Here is a 15,730-nt window from a genome sequence, read left to right as displayed (position 1 = left end):
TAGTGAAGGAATTTCTTGGCTTAAGACCGTGCTGTTACTTTCTAGTTACTTTTATCCGGCAATCTGAAAATAAGCGTGAGTTACACATCAGATTGGAGGACTTAACAAATGAATTTCAATCCTATACCCAGCATCGTCCTAACTGGCTTGTTTGCGTTGCTAATTTCTTTTGAGGTGGGAGCGCAGAAAGCACCAAACCAAATTGAGAATTTGTCAAATGCTCGTGTTACTACTATCTCCGGTCAAGTTAGTAAGCTTTTAGATGACGAGTTCATTCTCAACGATGGTAAGGCACAAATCATCGTTGAGGCAGAACCTCAGTTAGGACAACCCATTAACCTGTCTGTAGGAGAACAAGTCACCGTAGTTGGCAACTATGACGACAATGAGTTCAAAGCAGTTAGTATTACTCGTGCCAACGGTGAAACTATTCAAATTCATGACGATTAAATTCCGATACTTCAGGTTGTTCCCATGAATCTAATTTTGATTGCTGAAGACTAACCGGCGTTGCTGAATCAAGGAATGATTCTTGTAGGGTGGGCGACACGAGCGCCGCGAAATACAAGGGACGGGCAAGATGCCATACGTGTCTAGCTAGAAATGGCTTCACTGTTGGCTTCATCACCCGCCTAGAACTAAAGTTCCAGGCTAACAGCTCAAGTCATCTAAAGAGACTAAAGATTTTCCGGAATATTTAGTCATCTTTTAGATGACTTTTGCTATGAGCAAGGAACTGAAGTTCCTTGCAGGACATCGGTTTTACGTTAAGTTGACACCAATGGCTTTTCGGCCCATCCCACAAAACTAGCAAAATCATCCCGCTTTCTCTGCAACGCTGACTAATCTTGTTTGCTGTTTTTTTCTCTATCACCAGAATGATGGCTGCTTTTCCAGTCGCAGACATAATGTGAATTTAGTAGGTATAAAACATCAAATAGGGGATGAATGTGGCTGAAGAATTTAAAAAAGGCGATCGCGTTGAATGGAACACTTCACAAGGTAAGACAACTGGCAAAGTTGTAAAGAAGCTCACTTCACCTACAGATATTAAAGAACACCATGTTACTGCAAGTGAAGATAATCCCGAATATTTAGTTGAAAGCGATAAGACAGGAAAACAAGCTGCTCACAAGCCTGATGCTCTGAAGAAAGTAGAGGAGTAATGCTGAGTCATGAGTAAAGATGTTAAAGGGGTGATTGACGAGTTTCATCAAGTTGTCAATATGACACCTAAAGAACTAGAGTCTTGGCTAGATACGGATGAGTCACAAACTGTCGGGCAAAAAGATGGCGACGATGAGTCAATCGGTCATAAATCTGGACGGCGTATCATCGAGCTATTGCAGAAAAAGGATGATTACACCAACGACGATCTTTCGCACATGAAGAAAGTTATTAGTTACGTCCATCGTCATCTTGCACAGCAGCCATCGGGTGATTTGGAAGACACACGCTGGTGCTATTCTTTGAAGAATTGGGGACACGATCCAATTAAGTAAAGTACCTCATAGCCCGCCATTGAGGTGGGCAAATTCCTGCGATCGCCCTAAATACAGTTTTGCGTAAAAGCATAGCATTTTTAATGTAGGGGGATGCATTGGCATTGCAAAGGGATACATTGGCATTGCAGAAGGATGCATTGGCATTGCAGAGAGATGCATTGGCATTGCAAAGGGATGCATTGGCATTGCAAAAGGATACATTGGCATTGCAGAGAGATGCATTGGCATCGCAAAGGGATACATTGGCATCGCAAAGGGACGCATTGGCATTGCAAAGGGATACATTGGCATTGCAACGTATTGCCAAATTTGATTAGCTACGAATTTCAAATGTTGTACTAACCCAAGTTGCGGGTTATAAATCCTTCGGCGCATTGCTAAAGCAACGTGAGTTCGATAAGGGACTTCCAGAGAATAAATTAATCAATTTATTTAAATGATATTCTTCTTTCTCCCCCCTGCTCCCTGCTACGCCACTTGCTCCACTTGGGGAGACCCCAAGACCGCAGTGGCTCCCCTGCTCCCCTGCTTACACAGTGATTGCTTATTTTTTTAATTGGAAGTCCCTAAACCTCTCCCTCCCAACCTCCCTCTCCCACGGGGAAAGGGAGGAGCAACAAGAAATTAGGGTTTTGGCTCCCCTCTCCGACACGGAGAGGGGTTGGGGGAGAGGTCAAAAAAAGCTTGTCGAACTCACGTTAAAGCAGCCGATCGTCCCTCGAAAATAGTCGCTGCGATCGCAGACTCACAAAAAATCAAGAGATTAACACCCGCGTGGTGCGCAAAACGAAGCACCAGCGTGAAAAGAAAATTATTCTTGCAGACGAGCAATTACACAGTGCATAATTTTAATTTCATTCACAATTCGATCCAGTTCTGTAGAAAGTGGAGTTTGTTCTCGAACGGCTTGTAATGTGGGAGTTAAAGTGTTGGAATTGGTAGCAATTTCTGATAACCGAGCAGTATGTAGCTGTTGGATTTGGTTGTGAATTGCTTCGAGATCGCTATCTAGCGCTGGTAATGGTTGGGGTGAGTGTCCCTGTCCAAGGGCATCTGCTAAGTTTTCCAAAACTTGGACAATGGTATCGGCAAGTCGCTTGAGTTCAGTAAATTGGTACTCGCCGCTAAATTCCCGCAGATGTTCTGCCAAAGTTGTTACCGAACTGAAAAAGCCGCGAATGTATGCCATCAGCGTCATTACAGGTTCGATTTCTCCCTGAATGTGACGAGGTTCGCTGAACAATCGTTGAGCTGCGGCGTTAGCGTTGACGTTCTCTAGTGCAGCTTGGTGGCGTAGCATGTTGATAGAATCAGCGATCGCATTATGTTCTGGATGAAGATAGTTAGCTATTACTTGCTGAAAGTAAGCAAGATTAGCTCGAATTGTCTTTTCTAGTTGTGCAGGAAGTTGCTGTCGTTCCCAAGTAGGGAAAAGCAAATAACTACCAAGTAGTGCTAAGACACCCCCAGCAAAGCTATCGAAGATCCGCAATACTCCAACCTCCCAGCCACCTGCACTAATCATGTTGAGTAGCAAGATGATGGCGGGAGTGAGCAGTATGATGAATATGCTGTAGCTTAACGATCGCACCGACATCGCCACAAATACTAGCAGCAGGAAACAAACTGCGATCGCCAATTGATTCTTAACTACTAAAATCAGAGCAATGCCAATAATTCCACCCAAAATAGTACCGATGACTCTTTGGACTGTTGTCTGTGACGTTCCGCCAAAGTTGGGTTTGAGTGCAACTAAAGCTGTGAGCGTGATCCAGTAGCCTCTAGGTAGTTGGAATAGCGATGCAATTAATTCAGCAAAAGTTACGATCAGTGCGAGGCGCAACGCATGACGAAAGAGGACTGAATCAAAAGTGAAGTTATTTCGCAGCGTATCAATGATTGTAGAACGTTCTGGTTGGGCTGGAGGGGAAATATCTCGCTGGGCAATGCTGTTACGCAGTTTTCCTTGGCTTAAATCTGTAACAATCTCTGCATCAGTATGAATTTGCTCTACTAGCTTTGTCAAACTGGCTGTAATTTTCCCAAGGTTGAGGAGATCGGAATAATCATCTGTTTGAGCAGTGATGGTTTGATTGAGGACTTGCGATCGCAGAACTTGTCTTTGGTGTTCTAGTGCTTCAAGACTCCGATCGAGATCCCCTAAGTGAGGTGAGTTTTTTCCTTTGGCGATCGCTTCTGATAACATTTGCAGAGCAATTGCTGACTGTTGTATAACTTGTTGAATTTCTGGCTGTAACCGAGAAAATAATTGATGTTCGGATGCGATCGCTAATAGTTCGTTCAGTGCGACAACAGAATTAACAATTTGATTTACATCCTCGATTAATACGAGTAACTGATTTCCTCGTAGGTTAGCTCCTCTTTGCCTAGTCCAGATCGTTGTCCAGACGCTACGGGCAGATATCAAGTTTTGAATAATTGTATCCTGAGCTTGCAAAAATCGCTGTTCCCACTCCTGACGATCCTTTGGATTTAATGCTCTGTGGCCTACCAAGTCCACAAAATTGCTTAATGAGAAATAACAGTTAGCAACTATCTGCATTGCAGGTACATAAGGACGCACCACCCACAGTCCTAATGACAAGATAGTTGTCCATGTTCCACCAGCTAGACATAGCCCACAGTGTTGAATAAGAGTAGGCAAATTAGAAAATGCAGCGAATCTAGCCAGCGCAATCACAAACATGATCGAAGTAATCAAGCTGACAGATGCAGCCACGTTGCCATAGAGATTCGCTAAACCTGCGATAAATATTACCAAGAATGTAGCCGGGACAGCTAACCAGAGATGACTGCTAACCAGACTTGCGATTAAAAACATCACAGTTACCCCAATCGTAGCTGCAATCATCGCAATTGCTCGCTGACGGTAAGCTCCGTCAACATTTACCATCCCAACAAACCAAGCTGCCATAGTGGCGATCGCACTTTCAGCAGTATGACCTGTAATGATGCCAATTCCAATCGGGACACCCAGTACAAAAAGGCTACGCAATCCAGTGGAAAGGGCGGGCTTACCTGGCTGGAGTTGAAACTGCTGCAACAACCAACTAAGAGGACGTTTATCTGTAAATGACATTATCAGACTGGCGATTATAACAAAGCGCGATCGCTTCTTAAAGCATTTTAGCCAGATATAACAGCGTGGCGGATGTCTGTAATATGTCTTTTGAGGTGATTGAGTTGCTTAATTTTTACTATGACTAGTTTAAAACATTAGAGATAATGACTTAAACCATCTAGTAAACCTTCGGCAGTATACTGCAATCCGGTTGAATGGGGTGAATGAGAATTATTCAATGCCCATGCCAATTTACTTTCTATAAAAGCTGTAGGATTTATTTCAGAAACAATGTTTCTTTTTTCTTCATTAGATAATCCATAATTATTCCAGAACAATATCCTCTCTAAAGAAACTAAAGCTTGATAGGACTCATTTGGATTAAATTCAGAAGAGGAATTTTGAATAATATCTAGTAGTGCTAAAAGTCCGGTTCTTGATGAAGATTTACCTATAGTAAATAATAAACTACTCTTCGATCTATTTGAATCAATAATCTCTCTTTTTAGGAATTCTACAATTTCTGCCTCTTCGCTCTCAGTTAAATTTATAGTTATTAACTCCTTTTTGATTAAACTATCATATCTACTCAGTCTTTCATCTAGTGGTAACTGCCAAGAATTAATTTCTAGGATGAATGATATATCAGTAATTGCATTACTGCGTACACGTTCGTCGTCTGATTTTATATTTACAAAAAGTTCGTTAATTAAATGATTCATAGCTTTAAGCTGATTAATCCCAATTTTTCCCATTCCCGCTTCAGGAAGGGGGTTAGGGGGTTAGGTCTATTAACCGATAAAAAACCAGTCAAACTAAATTAACCCTTGAAGAGTGAAAGTAAAATAAAATTATCCTCCACTTAAACCCCATCATGGCTATCCCAGAACTCGAACAACAACTCCTTCAGCTTTCCCCCAACGATAAACTGTATATTATCCAATTCCTTGCCCAAAACCTGATCGCACATAATACCCACCCAGACCAACCCACCAAACTTCCACGATTCTTTTGTCAATCACCCCTGGCTGAACTCACCAAAGAACTCGACCTTAGCCGAGGCTTGACATTGCTAAAAACCCTGATTGAGTCCCTAGAACCAGAAACCCAAATTGAAACTCCAGAATATCCTTTGACTAAATTCTATGGGTGTATTCAAGATGAAACATTCTTTCGCCATTCCCAAGGACAACAAGAACGCGAACCCATCCTGTGAAATTTCTGCTAGATACTAACACTTGCATTATCTATATGCGTGGTAAAAATTTCACCTTAAAGCAGAAATTAGAAACCACTGCTACTAAAGATATTGCCGTTTGCTCAATCGTCAAAGCTGAATTATTTTATGGCGCAATGAAAAGTGCCAACCCAGAACGCAATCTTACGTTACAGCAAGAATTTTTAGCTCAATTTATATCACTACCGTTTGACGATCTCGCAGCAATGACATTTGGAATAATTCGATCTCAGTTAGAAGCATTAGGCACTCCAATTGGAGCTTATGATTTACAAATTGCTGCGATCGCACTGACAAATCACTTAAGCCTTGTTACCCATAACACCAGAGAATTTAAGCGGATTAATAACTTACTGATTGAAGATTGGGAGATAGATAATTGACAAATGACTGGCTAGAAAACATTATCTCACAACTTTCCGCACTCGTTCTATTGTATTTACACTGGTATAAAATTAATTAAGTATTACTGTTGTATTACCATATACTCATACACGATTTTATAAGTGCGATTGACAAAGCTAAGTTTGTAACCAAAGCGATTAAACTATGGCACATTTACTGAGAATAACTTCCAGCCCATTCTGTACTTGCTCTTCTTGGCGCTTTTGGTAAATCCACATCTTTTCAGCTAGAGTTTTGTTGTAAGCCTTTTTCTGGTGTTCTAGGAGATTTTCGGAAAGTGCGATCGCTTGTGCGATTCTAGCAAAACGTTTTAGTCAATTCTGGGAAGTTTCGGTTAAAAGGAAAAAAGTCATTGTTGACATTATCAAAAAAAACCGAAAACAGTTATAAATATATCTTGGGTGAAAAAGTACTTAAGTTCTGTGCTAAATCTATCTTTGTCTGTAGAGGAATTTGGGTATGCCAAGACGCAAGCGCGGAGTTATACTCACTTCTGTTGGTTTACAGAAGTTTGAGGAAGCAAGGCACAAGTTTGAGTTTCGAGATAATTTTGGCAAGAGATTTACTCTTGAAGAGTTAAGCTACCGCACTAACTTAGATCCTCTAACAATTAGAAAAGTTTTGAACCGTAGGAAGGGAGTTGACAAGCGAACACTTGAGGCTCTCTTTCTTGGTTTTGATAGCTCTCTATGCGAAGGCTACTATTCAACCTCAGATTCCAATGGCCGTCAAGATTGGGGGGAAGCTGTTTCTGTCTTAGCATTTTACGGACGTACAGAAGAACTCAGTACTCTGGATGAGTGGCTGCTGAAGGATTCGTGTCGATTAGTTACCATTCTCGGAATGGGTGGAGTCGGAAAAACTTCTCTGTCGATTAAATTGGCAGAACTAATGCAAGACAAATTTGATTGTATTGTCTGGCGATCGCTGTATGACGCTCCACCTATTGATACATTCTTGGCTAGTATTATTCAGTTTCTGTCTGATGAGCAAGAAACTGAGGCAGAATTGCCGGAAAGCGTTAGTGATAAGATTTCTCAGTTGCTTAACTACTTTAAGGAAATGCGCTGCTTGGTCGTGTTCGATAATGTAGATGCTGTATTACGTGGTGGGAGTCGAGCAGGACAATATAGCCTTGGATACGAGCAGTATGGCGAACTCCTCAAACGAGTAGGTAAATCAGACCATCAGAGTTGCTTGCTACTGACAACGCGAGAAAAACCGAAAGAGGTCGCCTCTCTAGAAGGAGAAGCCTTGCCAGTGCGAACTTTGCGATTGGGTGGACTTAAAGAAGGAGAGGGAGAGGAAATTCTTAAGAGTAAAAGGCTTAAGGGTTCAGAAACTCAATTCAGCGCACTGGTTACACGCTATGGAGGCAATGCCTTAGCCTTAAAAATTGTCGCAACTACAATTCAAGATTTATTTGATGGTTATATTTGTGAGTTTTTAAAAGAAGAAACCACCGTATTTGGCGATCTTCGCGATTTATTAGAGCAGCAATTTGAGCGTTTATCTGATGAGGGAAAGCATGTAATGTACTGGCTAGCGATTAATCGGGAGCCAGTGAGTCTCTCCAAGTTACGAGAAGATTTAGTATCGCCTTTTCCCCAACTCAATTTAGTTGAAACGCTGGAATCTTTGGGACGGCGATCGCTTATTGAACGACATACAACTTGCTTCACTCTACAGCCAGTCGTGATGGAGTACGTGACAAGTCGCTTGGTTGAGCAAGTTTGTGAGGAGATTGCAAAGCAGGAGTTTTCTCTTTTTAGAAGCCATGCTTTGATCAAAGCTACTGCCAAAGACTATGTAAGAGAGACTCAAATTCGTCTGATTCTCTATCCCCTGATTAACCGATTAATTCCACTGTTGCAAGGTAAAAAAAACTTGGAATATGAACTGACTCAAATCTTACTCAAGCAGCGAGAGAAATCACCCTTGGAGCCGGGATATGTAGCAGGTAATATTCTTAACTTACTCAATCAACTAGAAACTAATTTAACGGGCTATGATTTCTCTGGTTTAACCATTTGGCAGGCTGACCTGCGAGATGTAAATTTGCAAAATACGAATTTTGCCTATGCAAATCTAGCGAGGTGTACCTTTACTGAAACCTTTGGCGCTATTCATGCGGTAGCCTTTAGTCCTGATGGAGAACTTCTGGCCATAGGTGACAGTAATGGAGAAATTCATCTGTACCAAGTTAGCGATGTGCAACCAGTCTTGATCTGCACGCGACACAAAAGTTGGGTAACATCACTGACGTTCAGCCCTGATGGTAATATTCTCGCTAGCGGCAGCACAGATTACACAATAAAGCTATGGGATGTTAGTACTGGTCAGTGCCTTCGCACCTTAGAAGGGCATACAAATGAGGTTTGGTCGGTTGCATTTAGCCAAGATAATTGCACATTAGCAAGTGGCAGCGATGACTGCACCGTGAAGTTATGGAATAGCAGCACTGGAGAATGCTGCAAAACACTTGAGGGACATTTGAGTTGGGTACTCTCTGTTGTCTTTAGGGGAGATGCTCAACTATTGAGTGGTAGCGACGATCGCACCGTTAAATTGTGGAATATCAACACTGGAGAGTGCATTCAAACATTTGAAAAGCATCATAATAGTGGAATCCGGTCAATTACCCCCAGTCCAGATGGTCAAATACTAGCAACTGGCAGCGAGGATCAAACTATTAGGCTATGGAAAACTCAAACGGGTGAATGTCTCAAAACACTTCTGGGGCATTCTAATCGAGTTTTTTCAGTGGACTTCAGCCCGCAAGGCGACATTTTGGCTAGCGGCGGGCACGATCATCACGTAAAGTTATGGGATGTCGATACGGGTGAATGTTTCAAAACGCTGCAAGGACATTTCAGTTGGGTCTTTGCAGTTGCCTTTAGTCCCCAAGGTAAGTTTCTGGCTAGCGGCGGCCACGATCAAACCGTGAAGCTATGGAGTGTCGAGACAGGTGAATGCCTCAAGACCTTACAAGGATATACCAATCAAATACTCTCTGTTAGCTTTAGTCCTGTTAGTGCTAGTTTGTCAAGCATCGGTCAAATTTTTGCTAGTAGCAGCCGCGATCGCACTGTGAGGTTATGGGATGCCGCAACTGGTGAATGCCTCCAAGTGTTAAAAGGACATTCCAACTCGGTTCATTCAGTTATCTTTAATCATCAAGGAAATATCCTAGTCAGCAGTAGTGTAGATAAAACACTAAAAATATGGGATATTTCTTCAGGTCAAACCTTAAAAACTTTACAGGGACATCGCGCCGCAGTTTTATCGATTGCCTTTAGTCCCGACAGCCAAACCATCGCAAGTGGCAGTGAAGACTGTACTATAAAATTATGGGACGTTCGTTCGGGTCGAACCTTAAGAACCTTACAGGGACATAACGCTGCGGTTTGGTCAGTTGCTTTCATCTCTCAAAGCGAGATATTGGCGAGTGGCTCCTGGGATCAAACGATCAAGTTGTGGGATATGCAGACGGGTGAGTGCCTCAAAACATTGGCAGGACACACGAGTTGGATTTGGGCAATTGCGATCGCTCCCAATGGTAATATCTTGGCAAGTGCTAGTCCAGATCGAACAATCAGGTTGTGGAATCCAGACACGGGCGAGTGCCTCAAAGTTTTACAAGCAGACACAAACTGGTTGCAATCGATCGCCTTTAGCCCTGATGGCAGAATACTGGCCAGCACGAGTCACGATCTGACAATCAAGTTGTGGGATGTCTCTACAGGTGAATGTCTGAAAGTTTTGCACGGACATACAGGCTTGGTTTGGTCGGTTGCTTTTAGTCCAGACAACCAAACCTTAGTTAGTGGCGGTGACGATGAAACGATTAGACTTTGGGATATCGTAGCAGGCAAATGCTTAAAAACCATGAGAGCAAGTAAGCCCTATGAACAAATGAATATTTTCGGAGTTAAAGGTTTAACTGAGGCGACAACTGCCACGTTGACCTCTTTAGGAGCAGTTATCTAAATTCCAATCATTAGCCTAGCTCACTGAGACATAACTGTTCGGACTGCTTCAAGGGTGCGATCGATGTCTGCTTCGGTATGAGCTAAAGAAGTAAATCCAGCTTCAAATTGAGATGGAGCTAAATAAATTCCATGTTCCAACATACCGCGATGGAAGCTAGCAAATTTACTTAAGTCAGACTTTTTGGCATCTTCATAATTGCGAACTGGGCTTTCGTTAAAGAAGAAACCAAACATGCCGTTAATGTGACCGCCGCAGGCCGCGTGACCTGTTTGTTTAGCAATTTCGAGTATCCCATTTGTGAGTCGCTTTGTAAGGCGATCGAGATACTCGTAAGTTCCAGGTTGTTGCAACAACTCTAGAGTCTTAATTCCTGCCGTCATTGCCAGTGGATTCCCCGAAAGCGTTCCGGCTTGATACACGCTTCCGGCTGGAGCAACCATCGACATAATTTCTTGGCGACCGCCATAAGCGCCTACGGGTAGACCGCCACCGATGACCTTACCTAAGGTAGTCAAGTCAGGAATAACACCAAATTTTTCCTGCGCTCCACCGTAAGCGATGCGAAAGCCCGTCATCACTTCATCAAATACCAGCAGCGCTCCATACTCCTGCGTCAGTTTTCGCAAACCTTCAAGAAAACCCGCAGCAGGTGGAATAAAACCTGCATTTCCAACCACAGGTTCAACAATGACACCAGCAATTTCATCGGGATTTTGCTCGAATAATACTCTTACTGCTTCTAAATCGTTGAAAGGAGCCGTCAGCGTGTTGCTAGTTACGGATTTGGGCACGCCAGGAGAATCGGGCAAGCCAAGGGTGGCAATGCCAGAGCCAGCCTTCACAAGAAACATATCGGCGTGTCCGTGGTAGCAGCCTTCAAACTTGATTACTTTCTCCCGCCCCGTAAAAGCTCGCATGAGACGAAGCACAGCCATACAAGCTTCTGTGCCAGAGTTGACAAAACGCACCATTTCGATACTGGGAACAGCATCGATTACCATCTGTGCCAGTACATTTTCGAGATAGCAGGGCGCACCAAAGCTAGTTCCTTTTTCCAAGGCATCGTGCAGAGCAGCAATGACTTCAGGATGAGCGTGACCGCAGATTGCAGGCCCCCAACTGCCAACATAATCGATATATTGATTGCCATCCACATCCCAGATGTAAGCATCCTTGACGCGATCGAACACAATCGGCTGTCCGCCAACAGATTTGAAAGCCCGCACGGGAGAACTGACTCCTCCTGGCATTAATTTTTGGGCAGCAGCAAAGATTTCCTCTGATTTAGTAATTTTCAACTGAGTCGTTGCAATCATAATTTTTGCTCCTGATAAATTTGAGCTGCGTCTAGAGTTAATCGATTACCTTTTGTAGATAATGCGATCGCAAATAACGAGAATCTAATTATTAAAAGTGACAATCAAAACGTGCAGATATTATTTCAATTCGAGCATGACTTCATTGCGTCTGAATGCGGGCAAGATGAAGGGAGAGTCATAAAAAGCATAAATCGGTTTACCTTTTGTCTCGATACCTTGCCGAGCCAGAAAAGCAGATAATTTGGCTTCCTTTTCTTTCAATTGTTCATCCCCAGCCGAACCGGAGAAACGAATTGCCGCAACTTTGTTGCTGGGAACTTCTTTGATAGTAATGCGAGAATCTTTTGGTTTTGGCAGCGTTGCCAGGGTGTATTCTGAGGGCATCACGAACTGTACCGCCCAAGTGCTAGCAATATTTCCTCGCGCTTCTTGTTGAATGACGGGCGCAGTCATGGCGATTTTTTCACTTGGCTGAGATTGCGTGACGGGCGCAGTCATGGCAATTTTTGTTACAGATGTGTTTTCCCCAAATATGTAAGCGGCAAGAATCGAAAATGCAGCTTTGTTTGCTCGATCTCTTTGGGCTTCAATGAGTGTTTCGGCAACAATTTTTGGCTCGTATTGCCGGATTTCAATCTCATCATAGGATTGCAATACGCAATATTTTGGTTCTTCGGTTTGACTCATCAGACTTCCACAAATAATTAAAATTAATGCGTTTCTTACTTTCCCACTTCTTGTACTAACCGTCCATCTTCCATGTGGATAATGCGATCGGCAATATCGAGAATTCGATTATCGTGAGTGACTAGTAAAATGGTGCAACCCTGCTCTTTAGCTAAACGCTGCATGATATCTACAACATCGCGACCTGATTTTTTATCAAGAGCAGCAGTAGGTTCATCGGCAAGAACAATTTTAGGATGACTGACTAGGGCACGAGCGATCGCAACTCGTTGCTTTTGCCCTCCAGAGAGACTATCTGGATAATAATCGATGCGATCGCCCAAACCAACACTTTTGAGAGTATCCGTCGCCAGCCGATCTATATCTTGCTTTAGATACTCATCATGCAGTTCTAAAGACATTCGGACATTCTGCTTTGCTGTTAAGAAAGTCAATAAATTGTGTGCCTGAAAAATATAACCAATCTGCCGCCGCACTTCTATCAATTGCCGCTTACTAGCCCCACACATTTCCTGTCGCAAAACTTTCAGATTGCCTTCTTTTGCGGCTCTCAATCCACCTATTAGTGTTAGTAAGGTGGTTTTCCCAGAACCAGATGGGCCAGTCATAATGACGATTTCTCCAGAATAAATGTCGAGATTAATATCAAACAAGACTTGCTTGCAGAGTTGTCCACGACCGAAGTAGTAATCGAGATGGCAAACTGAAATAACTGGTTGTTGGGAAGTATTTTGAACTTTGAGTTTTGAGCTTTGAGTTACGAGACTAATTTCTTGCAGCATGAGAGTTAAACTGTAAATTTGGGTTTCGTTCTCGAAAACTATGAGTTTTGGATGCGGTATTTTACTAAACTTCAACTCAAAACTTAGAAGATATCAGCTGGATCGGCTGCTCGTAATTTTTGCATAGCGATCGCTCCTGCTCCAATACACATAACGAATGTCAACACTAACACAGTTACCGCACGAGCTAATTTCATTGCAGTCGGTAAAAACGTCACGGATTGAAAAAAAATGTAAAATCCACTTGAGAGCAAAAAACCTGGAAGAAACCCCAAAACCGCTAAAATAAACGCTTCTTGAGCGATAACTTTAATTAGATATATATCGCTGTAACCCATTGCTTTTAAAGTTGCATATTCGGGCAAATGATCTGAGACATCAGTATAAAGAATTTGATAAACAATGACTGCTCCAACTAAAAAACCGATTGCGACACCGAGGTTAAAAGTCGGGCCAATAGAGGAGCCTGTAGACCAATATGCACTTTCACGAGCAGTGAATTCAGCGATGTTTAGTACTAGTAAATCATCCGGTAGCTTGGCTCGTAAATCAGCCTGGATCTGCTCAATGGAGGCATTTGATTCTACATCAATAATACCAAGATCGATGTCGTTTGCTTGGCGTTGGGGAAAGAGTCGTAAAAAGGTAGAATCGCTGACAATTAGATTGCCGTCAGCAGAAAAAGAAGAACCGAGCTTAAATAATCCGACTATTTGAATTTGATAATCGTTAGTTTGGACGATAAGCGGATTCTGTTTTTTCAGCAAACTAGGAACGTCCCCAAGCTGAGGAACCAATCCAGCCCTATCAAATAATGCTCGATTCAATAACTTCAGTTTATTCAATTGTCCATTGACTTCTGGTAAGTCAAATGCTGGCTGATTTGGATTGATTCCATAGACGAAAAGTTTACGGCTAGCTAGATTTTCAGGATTTCGCCACGATGCTTGACTCACATATAGCGTTGCCAGGGATTTTACACCGTTAACACCTGCTATTTTATAGAGTTTATTTCTGGAAAAACTTTTGATAGATTGCAAGTTATCAGACAGTTTATTGACTAAAAATAAATCTCCTTTAAGCGTGGTATAGGGAGTAACTTGCGAATCAAATAGTGCATCCCTAACTCCCAGTTGAAAAAACATTAGAAAATCAGCAAAGGCGATTCCTGCTATAGCAACGAACAATCGAGTCTTTTGACGGCTCATTTGCCGCCAAGCAAGTGGGGTTTTACGAAATAATTTACCGAATATAGTCAAGTTGCTTCGCTCCAATTCAAAATTATAAATTCAAAATTCAAAATACAAGCAACATATCTTTGGGTGAAATGAAGACGCGATGAATCGCGTCTCTACAAAATGGTTTGTTTGCTGCATTATTTTTGATAATTAATATTAATTTTGCTTGTTCGCTTTTATTGGTTGATATTGTTATTCGGCTGAATGGCAACCTGTACTTGCAAGTTAGTTAAGTTTGCAACTTGTTTGCTAGCTTGGGGATCGAGTGCAATTCTCACTTCAACAACTTTGCGATCGAGGTTTTCTCCAGGTTCGCCGCTAGTGACTTCTTGTTGGATCACCTGTAGTCCAATCAGCCGAACGGTTCCGCGCAATTGAGAGAACGACTCGCTGGAAATCGTTGCCTGTTGACCTTCACGAACTTTGCCAATATCAGTTTCATATATCTCTGCGATCGCTTCCATCGAGGTGGTTTGTCCGAGTTCGGCAATGCCTTTTTCGCCAACGACTTCTCCGGGTTTGGCCTTAATATCGAGAATGCGACCTGCTATAGGTGCGCGGATATAAACTTCAGCGAGATCGGCTTCAGCTTTTTTGACTGCGGCGATCGCTTTATTAACCTCGGCTTCAGCTGCTTGCACGTCTACTGGACGTACCTCAGCAATCTTATTTAGGTTGGCCTTAGCTTGCTCGATTTGCTGCCGTAGGGTATCTACACTCTTATTTTGGTTAGCTCTAGCTTCGGTAAGCTGTGCTTGCGCTGTTTCTAGAGTTAGTTGTTTTCGATCTACTTCCACAGCAGAAATCGCGCCGTTTTGGTAAAGCGAGAAATAGCGATTATACTCACTATTGGCAGTTTTAACTTCGGCTTGCCAGCGAGAGATAGTGGCATCTCTAGTAGATATTTCGCCCTTTAACTCTTCTTCAAGGCGATCGATTTCAGCTTTTTGGGCGGCAATTTCTCCTGATTTGGCACCAGCTTGCACCTTGGCTAACTCTGCTTGGGATACTTTGACTTGTGCTTGTGCTTCCAGTAAAGCATTTTGCAAGCGATCGCGCGAATCCATAATTGCAATTACTTGACCGGCTTTAACGCTACCGCCTCGCTCTACGAGTAGTTCGGCTACGCGATCGTTGCTTAAGGTAGCAGGTACTGATACTTTAATGACTTCTGTTGCTGGTTCTATCCGTCCTAAAGCGGTAATTTCCTCAATCTTTGGTCTGGGTTGCACAACTTCAACAGGTTTGTTGGTTGGTTTTGATTGAGAAACACCGTAGAAAGCGATAATTCCTGTAAGAGCAGTACCAGCCACAACTACAGCCAGCATCCATTGTGTTGAAGGCTTTGAGAGCGATTGTAAATTCATGTCAATCCTTCAAATTTCAGCGAGGACTTTAGTAAAATTGTCCTTGGTCATTAGTCATTTGTCCTTTGTAAATACGAATGCCAAATGACGAATGACAAATAACTAATGACAAATG

At 42.6% G+C, this 15,730-nt stretch carries 15 protein-coding genes; 6 read left to right on the top strand and 9 right to left on the bottom strand.

Features of this window, described 5'->3' with window-relative positions:
• Positions 1–108 precede the first annotated feature (108 nt).
• A complete protein-coding gene (locus NSTC731_RS06595) occupies positions 109–450 on the top strand; it encodes a hypothetical protein (RefSeq protein ID WP_445630109.1) in 342 nt (113 codons plus the stop codon).
• Between the two features lie 247 nt (positions 451–697).
• Here the strand turns inward: NSTC731_RS06595 and NSTC731_RS06590 are convergent, their stop codons facing one another.
• The gene (locus NSTC731_RS06590) at positions 698–907 is read right to left on the bottom strand and encodes a hypothetical protein (protein WP_445630108.1); all 210 of its coding nucleotides are present in this window, start codon (positions 905–907) and stop codon (positions 698–700) included.
• A 43-nt stretch (positions 908–950) separates the two neighbouring features.
• Between NSTC731_RS06590 and NSTC731_RS06585 the strand changes: the two genes are divergently transcribed.
• Together NSTC731_RS06585 and NSTC731_RS06580 are read left to right on the top strand one after the other, a co-directional pair.
• Positions 951–1,166, top strand: a complete 216-nt coding sequence (locus tag NSTC731_RS06585) for a hypervirulence associated TUDOR domain-containing protein (protein WP_445632034.1) — start codon at positions 951–953, stop codon at positions 1,164–1,166.
• A 9-nt stretch (positions 1,167–1,175) separates the two neighbouring features.
• Entirely contained in the window at positions 1,176–1,502 is a 327-nt protein-coding gene (locus tag NSTC731_RS06580; RefSeq protein WP_445630107.1) for a DUF3140 domain-containing protein, read from the top strand.
• Between the two features lie 6 nt (positions 1,503–1,508).
• Here NSTC731_RS06580 and NSTC731_RS06575 read toward each other — a convergent pair whose 3' ends face one another.
• The 3 genes from NSTC731_RS06575 to NSTC731_RS06565 form a co-directional block, all read right to left on the bottom strand.
• On the bottom strand, positions 1,509–1,880 hold the full coding sequence (locus NSTC731_RS06575) for a hypothetical protein (protein ID WP_445630106.1): 372 nt from the start codon (positions 1,878–1,880) through the stop codon (positions 1,509–1,511).
• 436 nt (positions 1,881–2,316) lie between these two features.
• Positions 2,317–4,605 carry an FUSC family protein gene (locus NSTC731_RS06570; protein ID WP_445630105.1) on the bottom strand — a complete coding sequence of 763 codons (2,289 nt, stop codon included), beginning with the start codon at positions 4,603–4,605 and terminating at the stop codon, positions 2,317–2,319.
• Between the two features lie 137 nt (positions 4,606–4,742).
• The gene (locus tag NSTC731_RS06565) at positions 4,743–5,342 is read right to left on the bottom strand and encodes a hypothetical protein (RefSeq protein WP_445630104.1); all 600 of its coding nucleotides are present in this window, start codon (positions 5,340–5,342) and stop codon (positions 4,743–4,745) included.
• 119 nt (positions 5,343–5,461) lie between these two features.
• Here NSTC731_RS06565 and NSTC731_RS06560 point away from each other — a divergent pair, with 119 nt between their 5' ends.
• From NSTC731_RS06560 to NSTC731_RS06550, 3 genes are all read left to right on the top strand, one after another.
• Positions 5,462–5,803, top strand: coding sequence for a hypothetical protein (locus NSTC731_RS06560; protein ID WP_445630103.1), 342 nt, complete (start codon positions 5,462–5,464; stop codon positions 5,801–5,803).
• Complete coding sequence (gene vapC, locus NSTC731_RS06555) at positions 5,800–6,207, top strand: type II toxin-antitoxin system tRNA(fMet)-specific endonuclease VapC (protein ID WP_445630102.1); 408 nt, start codon at positions 5,800–5,802, stop codon at positions 6,205–6,207. Before NSTC731_RS06560 ends, vapC begins: the two co-directional genes overlap by 4 nt.
• A gap of 481 nt (positions 6,208–6,688) precedes the next feature.
• Entirely contained in the window at positions 6,689–10,219 is a 3,531-nt protein-coding gene (locus tag NSTC731_RS06550; protein WP_445630101.1) for a WD40 domain-containing protein, read from the top strand.
• Between the two features lie 20 nt (positions 10,220–10,239).
• On the opposite strand, the gene hemL is transcribed toward NSTC731_RS06550, so the two are convergent.
• From hemL to NSTC731_RS06525, 5 genes are all read right to left on the bottom strand, one after another.
• Complete coding sequence (gene hemL, locus NSTC731_RS06545) at positions 10,240–11,538, bottom strand: glutamate-1-semialdehyde 2,1-aminomutase (RefSeq protein ID WP_445630100.1); 1,299 nt, start codon at positions 11,536–11,538, stop codon at positions 10,240–10,242.
• 120 nt (positions 11,539–11,658) lie between these two features.
• Positions 11,659–12,228, bottom strand: a complete 570-nt coding sequence (locus tag NSTC731_RS06540) for an SOUL family heme-binding protein (protein ID WP_445630099.1) — start codon at positions 12,226–12,228, stop codon at positions 11,659–11,661.
• A gap of 35 nt (positions 12,229–12,263) precedes the next feature.
• Complete coding sequence (locus NSTC731_RS06535) at positions 12,264–13,010, bottom strand: DevA family ABC transporter ATP-binding protein (RefSeq protein WP_445630098.1); 747 nt, start codon at positions 13,008–13,010, stop codon at positions 12,264–12,266.
• 83 nt (positions 13,011–13,093) lie between these two features.
• Positions 13,094–14,269 carry an ABC transporter permease DevC gene (gene devC, locus NSTC731_RS06530; protein WP_445630097.1) on the bottom strand — a complete coding sequence of 392 codons (1,176 nt, stop codon included), beginning with the start codon at positions 14,267–14,269 and terminating at the stop codon, positions 13,094–13,096.
• Between the two features lie 155 nt (positions 14,270–14,424).
• The gene (locus NSTC731_RS06525) at positions 14,425–15,615 is read right to left on the bottom strand and encodes an ABC exporter membrane fusion protein (protein WP_445630096.1); all 1,191 of its coding nucleotides are present in this window, start codon (positions 15,613–15,615) and stop codon (positions 14,425–14,427) included.
• Positions 15,616–15,730: the final 115 nt, after the last annotated feature.

The sequence above is a fragment of the Nostoc sp. DSM 114167 genome (genome assembly GCF_052692655.1).
The sequence above is the reverse complement of the archived record's forward strand: the minus strand, read 5'-3'. Positions and strand labels throughout refer to the sequence as shown.